At 52.8% G+C, this 15,570-nt stretch carries 16 protein-coding genes; 7 read left to right on the top strand and 9 right to left on the bottom strand.

Going from position 1 to position 15,570, the window contains the following annotated elements:
* Positions 1-29: 29 nt before the first annotated feature.
* A complete protein-coding gene (arsA, locus tag ACX9GT_RS10800) occupies positions 30-1,796 on the top strand; it encodes an arsenical pump-driving ATPase (RefSeq protein WP_473191062.1) in 1,767 nt (588 codons plus the stop codon).
* A gap of 55 nt (positions 1,797-1,851) precedes the next feature.
* On the opposite strand, the gene arsC is transcribed toward arsA (ACX9GT_RS10800), so the two are convergent.
* From arsC to ACX9GT_RS10775, 5 genes are all read right to left on the bottom strand, one after another.
* A complete protein-coding gene (gene arsC, locus ACX9GT_RS10795) occupies positions 1,852-2,280 on the bottom strand; it encodes a glutaredoxin-dependent arsenate reductase (RefSeq protein ID WP_473191061.1) in 429 nt (142 codons plus the stop codon).
* 62 nt (positions 2,281-2,342) lie between these two features.
* Positions 2,343-3,632, bottom strand: coding sequence for an arsenic transporter (locus tag ACX9GT_RS10790; RefSeq protein WP_473191060.1), 1,290 nt, complete (start codon positions 3,630-3,632; stop codon positions 2,343-2,345).
* Positions 3,633-3,681: 49 nt separating this feature from the next.
* Entirely contained in the window at positions 3,682-5,439 is a 1,758-nt protein-coding gene (arsA, locus tag ACX9GT_RS10785; RefSeq protein ID WP_473191059.1) for an arsenical pump-driving ATPase, read from the bottom strand.
* Positions 5,440-5,460: 21 nt separating this feature from the next.
* Complete coding sequence (gene arsD, locus ACX9GT_RS10780) at positions 5,461-5,823, bottom strand: arsenite efflux transporter metallochaperone ArsD (protein ID WP_473191058.1); 363 nt, start codon at positions 5,821-5,823, stop codon at positions 5,461-5,463.
* A gap of 81 nt (positions 5,824-5,904) precedes the next feature.
* Complete coding sequence (locus ACX9GT_RS10775) at positions 5,905-6,246, bottom strand: metalloregulator ArsR/SmtB family transcription factor (protein ID WP_473191057.1); 342 nt, start codon at positions 6,244-6,246, stop codon at positions 5,905-5,907.
* A 306-nt stretch (positions 6,247-6,552) separates the two neighbouring features.
* On the opposite strand from ACX9GT_RS10775, the gene ACX9GT_RS10770 reads away from it, so the two are divergent.
* The 5 genes from ACX9GT_RS10770 to ACX9GT_RS10750 are packed head-to-tail and all read left to right on the top strand — an operon-like array spanning position 6,553 to position 11,158.
* Positions 6,553-6,969 carry a TIGR03757 family integrating conjugative element protein gene (locus ACX9GT_RS10770; protein ID WP_473191056.1) on the top strand — a complete coding sequence of 139 codons (417 nt, stop codon included), beginning with the start codon at positions 6,553-6,555 and terminating at the stop codon, positions 6,967-6,969.
* Entirely contained in the window at positions 6,966-7,901 is a 936-nt protein-coding gene (locus ACX9GT_RS10765; protein WP_473191055.1) for a TIGR03756 family integrating conjugative element protein, read from the top strand. The genes ACX9GT_RS10770 and ACX9GT_RS10765 overlap by 4 nt, the downstream gene beginning before the upstream one ends.
* An 11-nt stretch (positions 7,902-7,912) precedes the next feature.
* Positions 7,913-9,283: an integrating conjugative element protein gene (locus ACX9GT_RS10760; RefSeq protein WP_473191054.1), complete on the top strand. Its 1,371-nt coding sequence runs from the start codon at positions 7,913-7,915 to the stop codon at positions 9,281-9,283.
* On the top strand, positions 9,280-9,615 hold the full coding sequence (locus tag ACX9GT_RS10755; protein ID WP_473191053.1) for a hypothetical protein: 336 nt from the start codon (positions 9,280-9,282) through the stop codon (positions 9,613-9,615). The genes ACX9GT_RS10760 and ACX9GT_RS10755 overlap by 4 nt, the downstream gene beginning before the upstream one ends.
* 4 nt (positions 9,616-9,619) lie before the next feature.
* Complete coding sequence (locus ACX9GT_RS10750) at positions 9,620-11,158, top strand: conjugal transfer protein TraG N-terminal domain-containing protein (RefSeq protein WP_473191052.1); 1,539 nt, start codon at positions 9,620-9,622, stop codon at positions 11,156-11,158.
* A 16-nt stretch (positions 11,159-11,174) separates the two neighbouring features.
* Here ACX9GT_RS10750 and ACX9GT_RS10745 read toward each other — a convergent pair whose 3' ends face one another.
* Genes ACX9GT_RS10745 through ACX9GT_RS10735 form a run of 3 tightly spaced genes read right to left on the bottom strand, consistent with a single transcriptional unit; the run spans position 11,175 to position 12,369 of the window.
* On the bottom strand, positions 11,175-11,570 hold the full coding sequence (locus ACX9GT_RS10745; protein ID WP_473191051.1) for a DUF3742 family protein: 396 nt from the start codon (positions 11,568-11,570) through the stop codon (positions 11,175-11,177).
* Positions 11,567-12,055: a type II toxin-antitoxin system YhaV family toxin gene (locus ACX9GT_RS10740; RefSeq protein ID WP_473191050.1), complete on the bottom strand. Its 489-nt coding sequence runs from the start codon at positions 12,053-12,055 to the stop codon at positions 11,567-11,569. The genes ACX9GT_RS10745 and ACX9GT_RS10740 overlap by 4 nt, the downstream gene beginning before the upstream one ends.
* Positions 12,055-12,369, bottom strand: coding sequence for a type II toxin-antitoxin system PrlF family antitoxin (locus ACX9GT_RS10735; protein ID WP_473191049.1), 315 nt, complete (start codon positions 12,367-12,369; stop codon positions 12,055-12,057). The genes ACX9GT_RS10740 and ACX9GT_RS10735 overlap by 1 nt, the downstream gene beginning before the upstream one ends.
* A 381-nt stretch (positions 12,370-12,750) precedes the next feature.
* On the opposite strand from ACX9GT_RS10735, the gene ACX9GT_RS10730 reads away from it, so the two are divergent.
* A complete protein-coding gene (locus ACX9GT_RS10730; RefSeq protein WP_473191048.1) occupies positions 12,751-14,880 on the top strand; it encodes a helix-turn-helix domain-containing protein in 2,130 nt (709 codons plus the stop codon).
* Positions 14,881-15,085: 205 nt separating this feature from the next.
* Here ACX9GT_RS10730 and ACX9GT_RS10725 read toward each other — a convergent pair whose 3' ends face one another.
* A complete protein-coding gene (locus tag ACX9GT_RS10725; RefSeq protein WP_473191047.1) occupies positions 15,086-15,397 on the bottom strand; it encodes a hypothetical protein in 312 nt (103 codons plus the stop codon).
* Positions 15,398-15,570 lie beyond the last annotated feature (173 nt).

Raw genomic sequence — 15,570 nt, 5'->3', positions numbered from 1 at the left:
GAATGCGATAACGTGAGAAGAGGTTCAGTATGAAAATTAATTTCTTGGAAGGGATGACACCCTTTATTTTCTTTACCGGGAAAGGGGGCGTGGGGAAAACGTCGCTGGCGTGTGCGACAGCCGTTTCTCTGGCGGACAGCGGCAAAAAGGTGCTGCTTGTCAGCACCGATCCGGCATCCAATGTGGGTCAGGTATTTGACCAGAAAATCGGGCACCAGATTGTGGCCATTACTAAAGTGGCCAACCTGTCTGCAATGGAAGTCGATCCGATGGCGGCGGCACAGGCCTATCGGGACCGCGTGTTAGATCCAGTTCGTGGTGTGATGCCCAAAGACATTGTGCAAAGTATCGAAGAACAGCTATCTGGTTCTTGTACCACTGAAATCGCTGCCTTTGATGAGTTTACCGGCCTGCTCACCAATACCGCTCTGCGCAGAGATTTTGACCATATTGTGTTCGATACGGCACCGACGGGGCACACGATCCGGATGCTGGAACTGCCGGGTGCCTGGTCAGGCTACCTTGAGGCCAACCCGGATGCCGCAGCCAACCTGGGGCCACTCATTGGTCTGGAGAAACAGCAGGACCAGTATGCTGAGGCGGTTGCCGCACTGTCAGACCCCGAACTGACACGCCTGGTCCTGGTGGCCAGAGCCCAGGCATCGACGCTGAAAGAGGTCTCTCACACCTATGAAGAACTCTACAATATTGGTCTGAAACAACAATATCTGGCGATCAATGGCATCTTGCCTGCCGAAGCGGCCACAGATGACAGACTGGCCGACAGCATCATTGCCCGAGAGAAGAAAGCATTGAGTGACATGCCGAAGAATCTTTCCGCTTTACCGATGAGCCAACTGCCCTTGAAACCCTTCAATCTGGTCGGTCTGGATGCGTTGCGTAAATTGTTCACCGATAACAGTAGCGAAAGGCTGGAAACCGTCCGCGCGGATCAGCAGGATCTGACCTTTCCTAAACTGTCTCAACTCGTTGATGAATTGAGTGCATCAGGCAAAGGTCTGGTGATGACCATGGGTAAGGGGGGCGTTGGTAAAACCACCATTGCGGCTTCTATTGCGGTATCTCTCGCACAAAAAGGGCATAAAGTTCATCTAACCACCTCTGATCCTGCCGCCCATTTGTCCTATACCCTGGATGGCAGCCTGAATAACCTGACCGTCAGCCGGATAGACCCGAAGGTAGAGACCGAGAAGTATCGCCAATTTGTTCTGAGTCATCAGGGTAAGGGGCTGGATGCCGAAGGGCTGGCTGTTCTGGAGGAGGATTTACGCTCACCCTGTACCGAGGAAATTGCTGTCTTCCAGGCCTTCTCGCGGGTCATTAAAGAAGCTGAAGATCATTTCGTCATTATGGACACTGCGCCAACTGGCCACACGCTGCTGTTGCTGGATGCCACCGGGGCCTATCATCGGGAAATGGTCCGGCAGATGGGGCAAAGCGGCGAACAGGCCTTAACCCCCATGATGCAACTTCAAGATCCTGAGCAGACGAAAGTGGTGATTGTCACGTTGGCAGAAACCACGCCAGTGTTGGAAGCGGCCAATTTGCAGGAAGATCTGCGTCGGGCAGAGATTGAGCCCTGGGCATGGGTGATCAATAACAGCCTGGCGGCCGCATCACCCCGTTCTCCATTCCTGATTACCCGATCAAATCGGGAACTGCCCCTGATTGCTGAGGTTGAAAAGAAATACGGCCACCGGATCGCTGTTGTTCCTCAACAGTCGGCAGACCCTGTCGGGTTGGTTCAGCTACAAAGGTTAGCTGACAGCGAATAAAATCTTCGGTTACCTAGGCACGCAGCACACCGCGTGCCTTCAATGAATTATCTTTCTATTTCTCTACGCGTTTTCCTTGTGCATCCACCACGCACTCACCATCTTCCTTGGTGAAAGCACCGCGTTGCGCATCGGGCAAAATATCCAGCACCACTTCAGAAGGCCGGCACAATTTTGTCCCTAATGGCGTGACCACAATCGGGCGGTTGATCAGAATGGGGTGCTGCAACATGAAATCGATCAACTGGTCATCGCTGAAATTATCTTCTGCCAGCCCTAGCTGCTCATAAGGTTCAACATTCTTGCGCAATAACGCCCGAACCGTGATCCCCATCTCTGCGATCAGTTTCACCAAGACCTCACGACTTGGCGGTGTTTCCAGATACAGAATCACCGTGGGTTCAGTGCCACTGTTGCGAATTAACTCCAGCGTGTTACGCGACGTTCCACAGGCCGGATTATGATAAATAGTCACATTGCTCATCGTGATGCTCTCTCATTGAAACGCCAGCCGGTTATGCTGGCTGGCATGGTTGTTTTAAACAATTACAGGGAAATGGATAACCGCAGGGCCAGTGCCGCCAGCGTGACAAACAGCACCGGGAGCGTCATGACAATCCCCACCCGGAAGTAATACCCCCAGGTGATGGTCATATTTTTTTGTGATAGCACATGCAGCCACAGTAAAGTGGCCAGGCTGCCTATGGGGGTAATTTTCGGTCCCAGATCGCTGCCGATCACGTTGGCATAAATCATCGCGTCTTTAATCACACCGCTGGCAGTACTACCGTCAATCGACAGTGCCCCTACCAGAACGGTCGGCATATTGTTCATGATGGAAGACAGGAATGCCGTCAGGAACCCGGTGCCCAGCGTGGCCGCCCACAGCCCTTGCTCGGCAAACTGGTTCAGCAAAGCAGAAAGGTAATGGGTCAGCCCGGCATTGCGCAGGCCGTACACCACCAGATACATGCCCAGCGAGAAAACCACGATTTGCCAGGGCGCACCGCGCAGCACCTTGCCGGTATTAATGGCATGCCCTTTCTTGGCAACGGCAAACAAAATCAACGCCCCCACAGCAGCGACCAGGCTGACAGGCACGCCGAGCGGCTCCAGGGCAAAGAACCCGACCAGCAGCAGAACCAGCACCAACCACCCGGTTTTAAAGGTGTTCAGATCGCGAATCGCCTCTTTCGGCGCTTTCAGCAGGGACAGATCATAAACTGCGGGGATCTCCTTGCGGAAAAACAGGTGCAGCATCACCAGCGTGGCGGCAATTGCAGCCAGGTTAACCGGCACCATCACCGCCGCATATTCCGTGAATCCGAGTTCGAAGAAATCTGCCGAAACAATATTCACCAGATTCGACACGATCAGCGGCAAACTGGCCGTGTCAGCAATAAAGCCTGCTGCCATCACAAAGGCCAGGGTTGCACCACGGCTGAATCCTAGCGCCAGCAGCATCGCAATCACAATAGGTGTCAGGATCAGCGCGGCACCGTCGTTGGCGAATAACGCAGCCACTGCCGCTCCCAACAAGATGATGTAGGTAAACAGCAAACGGCCTCGACCATTCCCCCAGCGCGCCACATGCAACGCTGCCCATTCAAAGAACCCCGACTCATCCAGTAACAGACTGATGATGATCACGGCAATAAAGGTTGCAGTGGCATTCCAGACAATCTGCCAGACGATGGGAATATCGCCAAAATGAACAACACCAGTCAGTAAGGCCAGAACCGCTCCTAGCATCGCGCTCCAACCGATACCCAACCCTCTGGGCTGCCAGATGACCAGTACAATGGTCAGAACAAAAATAGCCCCTGCCAAAACCATAACGCCCCCGAAAGGGTAAGAGCGCACTCTTACCCGGAAAAATGATAAGTTAAACGCCGTCAGCCAGATGGCTCAGCCGCGCAATGCCGATCGGTTCTTCTTCCTGCAACGGAACGAGGGCCAGGCGTGAAGAGAGTGAGTCTCTGACTTTTTTTATCTGCTCAACTTCATGCGATGCACGCAATTGCAACAACGGTGATGAAGTGGTCGCAGCAACCAGACTGTTATTGATCACCCATGCCCAAGGCTCAATGCCTGCCCGACGCAGATCTTCCTGCAGGTTGGCGGCTTCCAGTACCGGTGTCGGTTCAGGTAGCGTCACCAATAATACTTTGGTGCGTTTCTCATCCTGCAACTGCATCATGGGCGTCAGGTAATGACCTTTTTCCCCCATCCGTTTGGCGACCTCACGGTGGTAGGCCCCGGTGGCATCCAGCAGCAACAACGTATGGCCGGTCGGTGCAGTGTCCATCACCACAAAGCGCTTACCCGCTTCCCGTATCACGCGGGAAAAAGCCTGAAAGACCGCAATTTCCTCGGTACAGGGGGAACGGAGATCTTCTTCCAATAACGCCTTGCCCTGCGCATCCAGATCCTTGCCTTTGGTGGATAAAACATGCTGACGATAACGCTCCGTCTCAGACAGAGGATCAATCCGGCTGACGGTCAGATTTTGCAGTTGCCCATGTAAGGTATTCTCCAGGTGCGCGGCGGGATCAGAGGTGGTCAGGTGAACATCCAGCCCTTTCTCAGCCAGTTTTACCGCAATCGATGCGGCCAAAGTGGTTTTACCCACGCCACCTTTTCCCATCAGCATGACTAAACCGTGTTCATCGGCGGCGATCTCCTCAACCAGAGAGGACAGTGTGGGTAATTCGGTGAATACTTCGACCCTATGAGGTGCTGATGAATTACGGGCTTCGCTTTGCACTAACAGTTGGCGCAGCGCATCAGCCCCCACCATATTCACCGGTTGCAGCATCAAATCATCTCTGGGCAAAGCCGTGAGGACATCGGGTAATTCACTCAACGCCTGTTGCTCGCGCCAATACAAGGCACGAGCCAACTTGTCCGCCTGCGCTTCAGCTTCAGGCAATATCCCATTGATGACCAGAAACTGATTGCGTAAGCCGACCTGTGCCAGTTCGTGATGGGTTCTGGCGACTTCGGTGAGCGTTGATTTTTGTGCCCTGGCCACCAGGATCAGGCGGGTTCTTGCTGCATCGGACAGGGCCTGTAATGCCTGGGCATAACGGTCGCGTTGTTTTTCCAAACCGGCCAACGGGCCCAGGCACGAAGAACCTTCCGGGTTACTGTCGATAAAACTGCTCCAGGCCCCTGGAAGCTGCAGCAAACGGATGGTATGCCCGGTAGGCGCCGTATCGAAGATCACATGGTCAAAATCATTCAGCAGTGCAGCGTCAGTCAATAAACCGGTGAACTCATCAAACGCGGCAATCTCAGTGGTACAGGCACCTGACAATTGCTCTTCGATACTGCGAACCACCGCCTCTGGCAGCAGACCTTTGACGGGGTCAACGATACGGGAGCGATAGAGCTGAGCCGCTGCCTGCGGGTCAATTTCCAGCGCAGACAGTCCTGGTACGGTTGCGATCGCGGTAATCTGGTTGCCGATAGGCTGATTAAACACCTGGCCGACATTCGAGGCCGGATCGGTGCTGACCAGCAAGACGCGCTGACCGGCATCCGCCAGGGTAATCGCGCTGGCACAGGAAATGGACGTTTTACCGACCCCGCCTTTCCCGGTAAAAAAGAGAAACACCGGTGGATGTTGTAAGAATTTCATGACCTTCCCTCCACACGTTGATTAACAGCAGGACGTGTCGCCACCACAGCAGCTTTTCGGTGCGATGCCGGAGATTTCCAGCGGCAGTTTGCACCAGCGAGCCAGATCAGCACGGGTAGGGTAACGCCCTGCCATGACAAGCTCGCCATCAAGCAAAATGAGCGGCAAGCCTTCAGCCCCTGAGTTTTCGAGGAAATTTTTAACCAGCGTATTGTCGATAAAGGCCATAGGCTGTTGGGCGAGGTTGTAACGTGCAACAGGGACACCGCGTTTTTTGAGCCAATCAACATCAGCAGAGAAGGTGACCAATGCCTGATCAACATCGGTGCCGCACACGCCGGTACTGCAACAGAGTACCGGGTCATACACTGAGAGCGTTTTCATTGATTTCTTCCCACGGTTTTATTAACGTTTCGCTATTTACATATGAAAAAACATATGTGTTTAGCTAAATTTTTTAGTTCATCAAAAGCAGACTGCCTTACCACTCATCGCCGCACAGTTTCTCGACAGTAAAACAATTTCATCCTTTTGGCTGAGATACGCCTGCTCAATGACACTCGCAGCCCAGGCAGGGATATGAGGTGACAAGCGATAGTGGATCCACTTGCCTTCACGACGACCCAGCAAAAGTCCAGATTCTCTAAGCATTGAGAGGTGCCTGGAAATCTTGGGCTGAGATTCATTCAACGCATTACACAGCTCGCAAACACACAGCTCACCAGACTCACGCAACAACAAGACAGTATTTAGACGGGTTTCGTCTGACAGGATTTTGAACAGCTGTAACGGCGTGAGTGCCATCATCCAGGCTCCAGAACAGGGTACTGAAAATCATCTTATGCTTCTCAAGATCAAAGTCAATAACACATTTGATTTTTCATATGTGTTATTGATGAATATCAATGTACCACAAAGATATAAGGAGAAAAGCCCTGTGCTATCTGCTCTATTTATAATCTGCCTTGCAGATAACGAAACATAGGTTAGGCAAAAACCATCTTACTTCCACCTAACAAAACCGGAACGCTGTAGAACCGGTTTGTTTGTCGCGGTCTCCCTGCATTTTAAGGTCAACTACCTGCTGAACTTCAAACACTCAGCAGGTATGACATGCACACTTCCCCTGTTACTTTCATCCGCCCGGCACACCTTTGCTGGCTGGCGCTTCTCTTTACCCTTCCTGTTTGCGCCGAAACCTGGGTCATTACTGACCGGCAGCATCCGGTTACCGGAGCCTATGACCGTCTGATTGAACTGGATGCGCCCGGGCGTCTTGAAGCCATCCTTTCAAAGGATTTACCCGCAGACCCCGAGCGTGCTGCCCGACTGCTGGAAAAGCGTCTGCAACCCGGCAGTTCTCTACAGAAAGAGTTGGCTACGGCCTACCAGGGTGTCACTGATGCCTGGCAACTGAATGTCCGTAAAATCCCCGCCGTCGTCGTTGATCAGCGCTATGTGGTGTATGGCGAGGCCGATGTCGCCAAAGCCCAGGCTCGGATCGCTACCTACCGGAGGCAGCAGCCATGAAGCGCTCCTTATCCTGGCGTCGTCTGTGTAGTGCCCTGTTGTTGCTGGGTTACATGGGCTCCGCTCTCGCACTCAACACCGCCACGATTGTTTCGTCGCTGGCATCACTGGACTGTCTGGCCTACCGGGTGATCGGCATTTGCTATTGGTTGCAGTGCAACGCCAAAGGCTGCCGGATACGTACCTCCATCAAAGTCCAGCATTACGTGCCGGATGCAGTCGTCTCCAGTTATGCCAATACCGGGGAAAACCCCTGGATGGAAGTCAGACTCCTGAGTGCAGCCAACCCCTCTGCCCTGTCTGGTGGCAACAACACCACCAATCAATCCAATGAGAACAGCATTGCTACGTTCAGGAATTCGGATGTGATCGGTCATCCGGGCAGTGCGGTCTTCATGGGCTTTGCCGGGCAATTCGGCTATGCCTGTCCCGGTGCGGGTATTCCGCTGATGCCCTATCTGTTAAGCACGCTGGATACGCTTGCCTGGCGCTATACCCTCCCCGAAGCACTGTATCCCGAATCGCTGATCCCCGGAATGCGTGAAATCGGCGCACGCAGCACCGTCAATCTGTGGGGAAATGTCTATCCCCGTGGGGGGTTCCTGCACCAGGTGGATGGCTACAAGGCCGGGGCCGTTATCGCCCAGCGTGCAGGCGATATCGTGACCCGCTGGGGACAGCCGCATGTGTATCAGCCGCTGTTGGCCAACTCCAGCGCCGGTTACTGGCCTGCCGGGGCACTGCTTGAAAGTGAGCCTAAATCCGGCAAATGGCAGGAGCTGACACCCAAACTCTCCAACAGTTGTGCCGTGTTTCCCCATACCCAGCCACGTCAGCAGGCCGAACGGGAGGATTACGCCTGGGCGCTGTGGCGTCCTTACAGTTGCTGCCAGCGTCGGGGTCAGACCTTTCTCGGCAGTGTGGATTTTTAAGGAGCAATACCATGAATCGGTTTCATTATCTGTTACTGAGTACCCTGCTGCTTTGTGGGACAGCCTCGGCAGAACTGACGCTGGATAAAACCGGGGTCAGTGCCAGCGGCAGCGTGATTGGGGATGATGTGCTCTACAGCATCGGCGGTGGCCGGGCAGTCTCGATGGGCAGTGCAGGCAACATGCAAAGCCTGAGCGTCGGTGCTGGCTGGAACAGCAATCTGATCTGCGGGGATATGGACATCAATACCACCCTTAAAAACCAGTTGAACGGGATTACCAACGGGTTTCAATCGATTATGGGCAATGTGATCCAGAGTGCCACCAGTGCCGTAGCCTCACTCCCTGCGCTGATTATTCAGCGTGCCGATCCGGCTCTTTATAACCTGCTCACCAACGGCATTCTGCAGGCAAGGCTGGATTTTGACCGCTCAAAACTGACTTGTCGGGCGATGGCGGACAAGATGGCGGATATGGCCGGGGGGCAGCTTGGCTGGGGAAAATTGGCCGAAGGCATGGCCCTGAAACAGGCCGTTTCGCAATCGGGTCTGGATGCCGTGTCAGCGATCGAGAAAAGTGAAAACCGCCGGGGCAATGATGGGGTGCCGTGGGTCGGGGGCAATAACGCCGGTGGCTCCGGGCAGAATGCGATCAAGGTGGTCAATGATGTCACTCGCGCCGGGTATAACCTGCTCAATAGCCGCAGCCCTACCGATACCTCCACGATTGACAGTAGTAGTTGTGGCAACCGTCTTTCCTGCCAGACCTGGTCATCACCGCAGGCCGCTTCCGCCTGGGCGACCCGAGTATTGGGCGAGCGCGAACAGCGGACCTGTGAAAGCTGTACTAAAACCCAGACCACGCCCGGCGTGGGCCTGACTCCGCTGATCCAGGAAGAGTTTGAGGCCAAACTGAAAGCGCTGCAGGAGCTGGTTTCTGGCAGTAAGCCCACAACATTAGCCAATCTGGAAGCGGCAGGCAGTACCTCACTCCCCATCACCCGAGGCGTCATTGAATCGCTGCGTGATGAGCCTGATCAGGATGTGCTGGGGAAACGGCTGGCCTCTGAGGCAGCACTGTCGAGCGTACTGGAAAAAGCCCTGCTGTTGCAGCGCACCCTGCTGGCCGGAATGAAAGAACCCAATATCGCCGCCAATGAGCTGGCATTGCAGGCGGTCGGACAGGAGAACACCGCACTGGAGCAGGAAATCAATAACCTTAAAACCGAGCTGTCGCTACGGCGTGAGCTGGCCGGAAACGCCGCAATGGCGATTATTCAGCGCCACAGCCAGCGTGCAGCGGGTTCCAGCGGAATTTACCAGGGGGACACCCGCAACCGGCTGGAGCAGATCCAGAAACCCGATACAGGTAAAACCCCATGATGCGCCTCCCGGCATTCTGGCAGCGGCGCGGGGTGCGTCATCTGTGCTGGACGGGCCTGATCCTGGTCGGGGCCGTTGCCATCAACCTGCTCGGTATCCGCTGGCTGGGGGATATCCCCCGCTGGCAGGACTGGCTACAGGCCCATCAGATTGGCTTTTTGGTCTGGCGATGCTTTTTGTATGGCGCGATAGGCTATGGCTGGATCCGGATGCGCCAGCGTCTCTACCAGCGGGAATCTTCACTTGCCATACGCGCCCGTCTGCGCCGAGCCGAAGTGGCGGCGCTTCTGACCGTTGTGCTGCTCGAAGGCAGCGTGCTTTTGCAGGGGTAACACCATGACGCTTTATACCACCGATTATCTGGAATATTACCTGTCGCTGGTCGGCTGGGTGATCCATAACGGGATCTGGCAGGTGCTGGTCGCGAGCGGCGTCTTTGCACTGCCCTTTCTCGCTATTATTCTGCAGGAATGGCTAAAAGCCCGTGCCGAGGGTGCAGACGAAGGTAACAAGGGCGTGCTCTCCTCCATGCGTATTGAAAACCGTGTGTGGGTCGCGATTGTGGTGATCCTCTTCGCCGGGGTGCCCTTTATTCCGGTGGATCTGAGTACGCTCAAGTTTGACGATACCCGCTCGAAACAGTGCCAGGTTCAGGTGCCGATGCCTGCCGACACGAACTGGTCGAATGCCTTCACCACACTCAATAACCAGAGTGCGATGGTGCCGATATGGTGGTTTTTCATGCACTCACTTTCCAAGGCCATCACCGGCGCAGCAGTCGCTTCCATTCCCTGCGGCACCGATTTGCGTCAGATGCGGATGGATATCGACAGTACCCGGATTGCCGACCCGGTGCTGGCACAGGAGGTCGCGGATTTTACTCGTGACTGTTACGCCCCGTCTCGCGCCAAACTCTTTATGGGTCGGCCAGAGCTCTCGGAAGGTGAGATGAATGATGTCACCTGGATTGGTTCAAGCTATTTTATGAACACTGCGGGTTTCTATGATACCTACCATTCCCGCACGCCCCGCCCACAGTGGGCTTATGATGCGACACGGGATGCCGGGCTGACACAGGTGCCCAGTGGGGGCGGTTATCCCACCTGTACGCAGTGGTGGTCGGACGGCAGCCAGGGTTTGCGTTCCCGTTTGCTGGAACAGGTGAATCCTGATCTGCTCGACCGCTTCGGAAAATGGGCCGGTTTCCTGTCAAAGAATGAGGTGGATGACACTATCATTCGGGCACTCGCTTCACCCCGCCAGCAGGAAATGAACCAGGGGCAGGCCTATACCGATTATGGCGGACAGATTGGCTGGACGCCTTTCAATGCCACCACCCGGGTTGCCGCTGATGTGGGTATCGCAGTCGGCGCTATCGGTTTTTTCCCGGCGATGGATGCAGTGCGTCAGGCGCTGCCGATGGTGCTCTCGTTTCTCAAAATGGCACTGGTGATCTCGATCCCGCTGGTTTTACTGTTTGGCACCTATGACCTTAAAACGGTGGTCACGATCAGCAGCGTGGAGTTTGCACTCTTCTTTGTGGATTTCTGGTTCCAACTGGCACGCTGGATCGACAGCACTATCCTTGATGCGCTTTTTGGCTGGGATTCGCCTCATACCAACTTCAACCCATTTATTGGGCTGAACAACGCTTATGCGGATGTTCTGCTGAACTTTGTGATGGCGACAATGTTTATTATCCTGCCTGGATTTTGGGTAGCGGCACTGGGCTGGGCTGGCGTTCGGACTGGAAATATTTTAAGTGGATTAAACGCTGCTACGGTTGATGCAAAAGCTGCTGGATCAAAGGGAGGAGGGATGATGATCAATGGCGCAAAGGATGCCGTAACCGGTTTCAAAGAAGGGGTGAAATAAAGTAACCGGGTCGATATCAGGGTTCGTCAGGTCCCTTCATATCGACTCGCAAACCATTTTTATCATACCAACCAAAACCGTCATAATCCTCTCGGAATTCTGGCGGTCCATCTTCTTCATCTGAAAGGGCCTCCAAAAGAACATCAAAATCCGGCTCATTGTTTTCCAACAGCCATATCCCCATCACGGCCAATGCAACCAGCACCACCAGCCAGGACGCGAAATAAAACGTTACCCCCAGCACAAGCAGTTTAACGCCCCACGGTGTCACCGTTGCCAGCCAGGCCGGAACCCCTTTACGGGTCATCCAGCTCACCGCAGCGCGTTCTTTCTGCTTCATCGACCGCCAAAGGTTCCCCATACGACGGCCAAAGCGTTCTGCGCGGTTGGTTTTTGAACGTGTTTTCTTCATGACTTTTCTCCTTTTGTCGCACTATCCTTTTTTACGGTGGTCCATTCTGCACGACTGGCAGCCATCAGCGCATTCCAGTCGTTGGGCGGGTTACCACGTCCGAGCATCTTTTCAAATACGGCATACGGGTCAGTTTTGCTGCCTGCCGATCGCAGGGTCTGTTCATCATTGACCCACGCGAAAATGATGACTTTCGCGGTCGAGTCGTAGCGGTAGAACAGACGGAAGCGCCGTCCGATTTTGGCTCTGCGCCAGTGACGGTAGGCCGCGCCCATCGTGTTTCCCTGGCGGTACTCATCACGGGCAGGGTCTGCTGGCACAACCTCCAGTATCAGATGACTCAGGGCGCGAAACAGTTTGACGTTGGCGTTTTCCGTATAACCTGCCGGATCCTGCTTTTCTGCACGCTGTGCCGCTGTATGCAATTTGTTCAGTTGTTCCACAATAGCGTCATGGAACAGCAGTGTCCATCCATGACGTTGCATCAGAGCACCACGTCCCCGTCAATCTCGTCGTCCAGATCCACTGGATGCTGAAGGTGGGCCACCATGCTCTTTGCCAGTGTCAGCGGTAAATACTGGAGATGCTGCCCGGTACGGATATCGGCTTCGAGCAAAGTCAGAAAGGCACCGATAGCAGGGTCTTCATGTTCATCCGCCCGACTGACCACCACCTGCCCATCACGCAGGTCGAAAGCAATCTTGCCACCCGTATCAACACCCAACGCCTGGCGGATAGGTTTAGGGAGCGTCACCTGGCCCTTGGAAGTCAGTGTGGCAATTTCATGAATAGTCGACATGGCGGGACTCCTGATTCTTTTTTATTACTCACACTTTAAATGTAAGGAATATTCCTTACCATGTCAACTGTATGCTTATTTTCTTTCAACATGACGACCAAAAGGGAAAAGCGCAAAAGGGGAGAATGGAAGGGGGAACAAGGGGAAAGGCCTTATCCGAAAAGGTGAAAAGGCATTTTTGCTGAAATTCTTTCTACTCTGGATTCAATCAGATTTGATGGTCGGTTCAGTGCGTGAAGCGGACGTTGTTAACACTAGGGTGTGTTAATCAATTGGGAGCAGGCCAAGTCTAACAATGAATCAGAGATGATTCTTCAATTCTTGTTGATATTTAAGAAACGTTGCTGCATCATTTCATAAGTTGAAAAATGGAGCGTAAACATGACAACGAACATTTCCCCTCTTGAACTGGGTCAGTATCTAACACTAGTCCGTGAACGTGCTGGCATTAAGCAAGCCGAGCTGGCCCGCAGGGTAACGTGGAGTGCAGCCGTCTTATCTCGTATTGAAAGTGGAGACCGCTCCGTAGAGTCGGGGGAACTATCGATGCTATTGGAAGCTATTGCCACACCTGAAGCCCTGCGTCTTCGTACAATTCTTGAACGCAACTGGCAGATAATCGAGCGCCCAAGCCTTGACCATCCCGATCAGGATCTTTTGTGGTCAGCAGAAGAAGTTGCCAAGCAACTTATGGAGTTAGCCCAAAAACCCGACACCAAACATGCCTTCGAACGCCGCCTATCTACTTACGTAGATGAATTGAAGGCTTCGGCAAACTTGTTACTCAAACGTGAGCATCAAGTAGCATTTATTGGCAGTATTGGTATTGGTAAATCCACTGCAATCTGTAGACTTACCGGTCTTGAGGTCTCCATCACTGATACGCTCCCCTTGGCTCCAGTACTTGAGGCTGGTGCTGGTGGCATTACAGTTTGTGAAGTACACCTTCGTCAGGGCCCTAGTTACGGTCTTCTTATCGAACCATGCCTAGATGACGTTATTCGCGCTCATGTCACCGATTTTGCAGAATATATTCGAGGAACAGGTACCCAAGGGGGGGGCGGAGAAGAATCGCAGGGAATTTCAAAAGAAATTGAGAGAGCTATCCGTAATCTTGCCGGACTACGAATCAGTAAAAGCAAAGGAGAGGATGGAAAAACTGTCCGCCACGATCAAGCTAAAGAGCTTGCAAAGGGATATGACAGCATCCGCGAGGTTGTTGTCGAAATTCTGTCCAGAATGGAGCTTCCCCGCCGTGACCGCCGTGATGTTTGGTACGATGCCAGCACAGGAAAACAGCCTCTTAATTGGTTAAAAGACACATTTGAGGAAGTTAATAATGGTCGTCATCCTGAATTTACACTTCCAGCACGTATTGAAGTAATTGTACCAGAACACCTGCTCCCGATTGATAACCTGTCAATACGCTTTATAGATACCAAAGGTATTGATCGTACAGCAGCTAGAGCGGACCTCGAATGCCTGCTTGATGATCCTCATACGCTAGCTATTCTTTGTTCTGGCTTTAATAATGCACCTGCAGCGGAAGCCAGACTACTCCTAGAACGAGCCAAAGATGCAGGTGTTCGCGGTCTTATCCAAAAGGCAGCATTACTAGTACTCCCACGTTCAGGTGAATCTCTTGAAGTAAAAGATGAGATGGGGATGAGAGTTGAAAATGCAGAAGAAGGTTATGAACTGAAGCATGAACAAATATCCATGAGCCTGGCACCTCTTAGTTTATCTGAACTAGCAGTCGGCTTTTTTGACTCTCGTCAAGATGATCCAGCATTGTTCCAAGTATTTCTGTCAGAAAGACTGGATAACGTACGTCGGTCTTTCAGCCATCAGTTGAGTGAAATCATCAGTAACGCCAATGCCCTCCTGCAAAACTATGAACAGGCGCAAACTCAGGAAGTCATTCTTCAAGCGGCACAGCAACTGCGAACCTGGATCCATCGTCATCGCTTACCTGAACATTTGAATATGCATGTTCAGGATAGCCTTATTGAGCAATTGGGGTACGCTTACGCAGCAACTGTCAGAGCCTCTGTAAACCGGGAGGGTGACTGGTACAACTTTAATTTCGGTCATCACTTGGGATATGGCGCAAGAAAAATAGCAGTACAATCACTCAGTTCTACAGTCTTGGGTTTTGCTGAAATTTGCCAGAACATGGCAGAAACCCCTGAACTTGAAGAAGCAAACGAGTTACTTGGACAATCCCAGCGCTTACTTCAGACAGCTTATGACGAGTTGCTGTCTAAAATTCAACTGATGGGTCAAACATCATTCCGCGACGAACTAAAACAGGATAGAAATTTCTGGATTAGTTGCCAGAGAGAATGGGGACAAGGTAGTGGCTACAAAGGCAGGATTGCTGCTCATAGTGGAGACTGGTTTGGCAACCCGGAGAAAAAGTGGCTTGAAGATGAGCTGTGGTCAATGATTCAACGCGAATGGAATTTGGCGCTAACGCGGGTTGAATCGTTGCTCGTTACAGATGAATAAGCATAAAGGCAAGAACCAGGAGCTTAACAATACGCCATACTAATCATTATGCGGCAGGTTATTCCTGCCGCTGTTGTTTCATTCTTCCGGTTCTTTTTGACCTATGTCGGGTTGATTTCGCAGCATTTGTCATAGTCGTTTTTGCAAGAAAGGCGTTCATTGTGACACCAGAGCCTTAATCATGGGGCAGCTATGTCCGCTTCTCTTAGCCGACTGTCTGATTGACAACCAGTGGAGCTGGACATGCATCACTGACAGCAGGCTCACACTTTTCCAACATCGCAATATAGACTCTCACCCGTCTGTGCATTGCATTAATGGTTACCAGGTCTTCGGCATTAAAGTGGTACTGGTTAAGCCGGACAATATCCTCAGCGTCACTCACCCTCCCATCCTGTGTGACAGGTGAAACCCCTTCCCCCTCCAGTGTCCAGCGGATAACCTCAAATCGCCCGTTGTCGGTATAACGGTGGTAATCCAGCGTACAGACGATCCGCTGGCCTTCGGCAGTCACCATCGACTGCTCCAGACTCCCAGAGTCCTTGACGCTATGGGTTGCACCAGAGTGGTAAGACATAGTGAAAGGGAGCGTATTGGTTGAATAACGCGCAATGATAGCGCGACTTTAACCGTCATCGCTGGAAACCTATTTATCCTTTAGTTCATTATTGCCTCAGCGTATTGGTGTAC

It is taken from the genome of Serratia sp. YWN4, from assembly GCF_055790845.1.
Note: the sequence above shows the minus strand (reverse complement) of the source record. Positions and strands in the feature narration are given on the sequence as shown.

Coding starts and splice junctions, on each gene's coding strand:
- arsA (WP_473191062.1), top strand. CDS start 30: ATGAAAATTAATTTCTTGGAAGGGATGACACCCTTTATTTTCTTTACC.
- arsC (WP_473191061.1), bottom strand. CDS start 2,280: ATGAGCAATGTGACTATTTATCATAATCCGGCCTGTGGAACGTCGCGT.
- ACX9GT_RS10790 (WP_473191060.1), bottom strand. CDS start 3,632: ATGGTTTTGGCAGGGGCTATTTTTGTTCTGACCATTGTACTGGTCATC.
- arsA (WP_473191059.1), bottom strand. CDS start 5,439: ATGAAATTCTTACAACATCCACCGGTGTTTCTCTTTTTTACCGGGAAA.
- arsD (WP_473191058.1), bottom strand. CDS start 5,823: ATGAAAACGCTCTCAGTGTATGACCCGGTACTCTGTTGCAGTACCGGC.
- ACX9GT_RS10775 (WP_473191057.1), bottom strand. CDS start 6,246: ATGATGGCACTCACGCCGTTACAGCTGTTCAAAATCCTGTCAGACGAA.
- ACX9GT_RS10770 (WP_473191056.1), top strand. CDS start 6,553: ATGCACACTTCCCCTGTTACTTTCATCCGCCCGGCACACCTTTGCTGG.
- ACX9GT_RS10765 (WP_473191055.1), top strand. CDS start 6,966: ATGAAGCGCTCCTTATCCTGGCGTCGTCTGTGTAGTGCCCTGTTGTTG.
- ACX9GT_RS10760 (WP_473191054.1), top strand. CDS start 7,913: ATGAATCGGTTTCATTATCTGTTACTGAGTACCCTGCTGCTTTGTGGG.
- ACX9GT_RS10755 (WP_473191053.1), top strand. CDS start 9,280: ATGATGCGCCTCCCGGCATTCTGGCAGCGGCGCGGGGTGCGTCATCTG.
- ACX9GT_RS10750 (WP_473191052.1), top strand. CDS start 9,620: ATGACGCTTTATACCACCGATTATCTGGAATATTACCTGTCGCTGGTC.
- ACX9GT_RS10745 (WP_473191051.1), bottom strand. CDS start 11,570: ATGAAGAAAACACGTTCAAAAACCAACCGCGCAGAACGCTTTGGCCGT.
- ACX9GT_RS10740 (WP_473191050.1), bottom strand. CDS start 12,055: ATGCAACGTCATGGATGGACACTGCTGTTCCATGACGCTATTGTGGAA.
- ACX9GT_RS10735 (WP_473191049.1), bottom strand. CDS start 12,369: ATGTCGACTATTCATGAAATTGCCACACTGACTTCCAAGGGCCAGGTG.
- ACX9GT_RS10730 (WP_473191048.1), top strand. CDS start 12,751: ATGACAACGAACATTTCCCCTCTTGAACTGGGTCAGTATCTAACACTA.
- ACX9GT_RS10725 (WP_473191047.1), bottom strand. CDS start 15,397: ATGGTGACTGCCGAAGGCCAGCGGATCGTCTGTACGCTGGATTACCAC.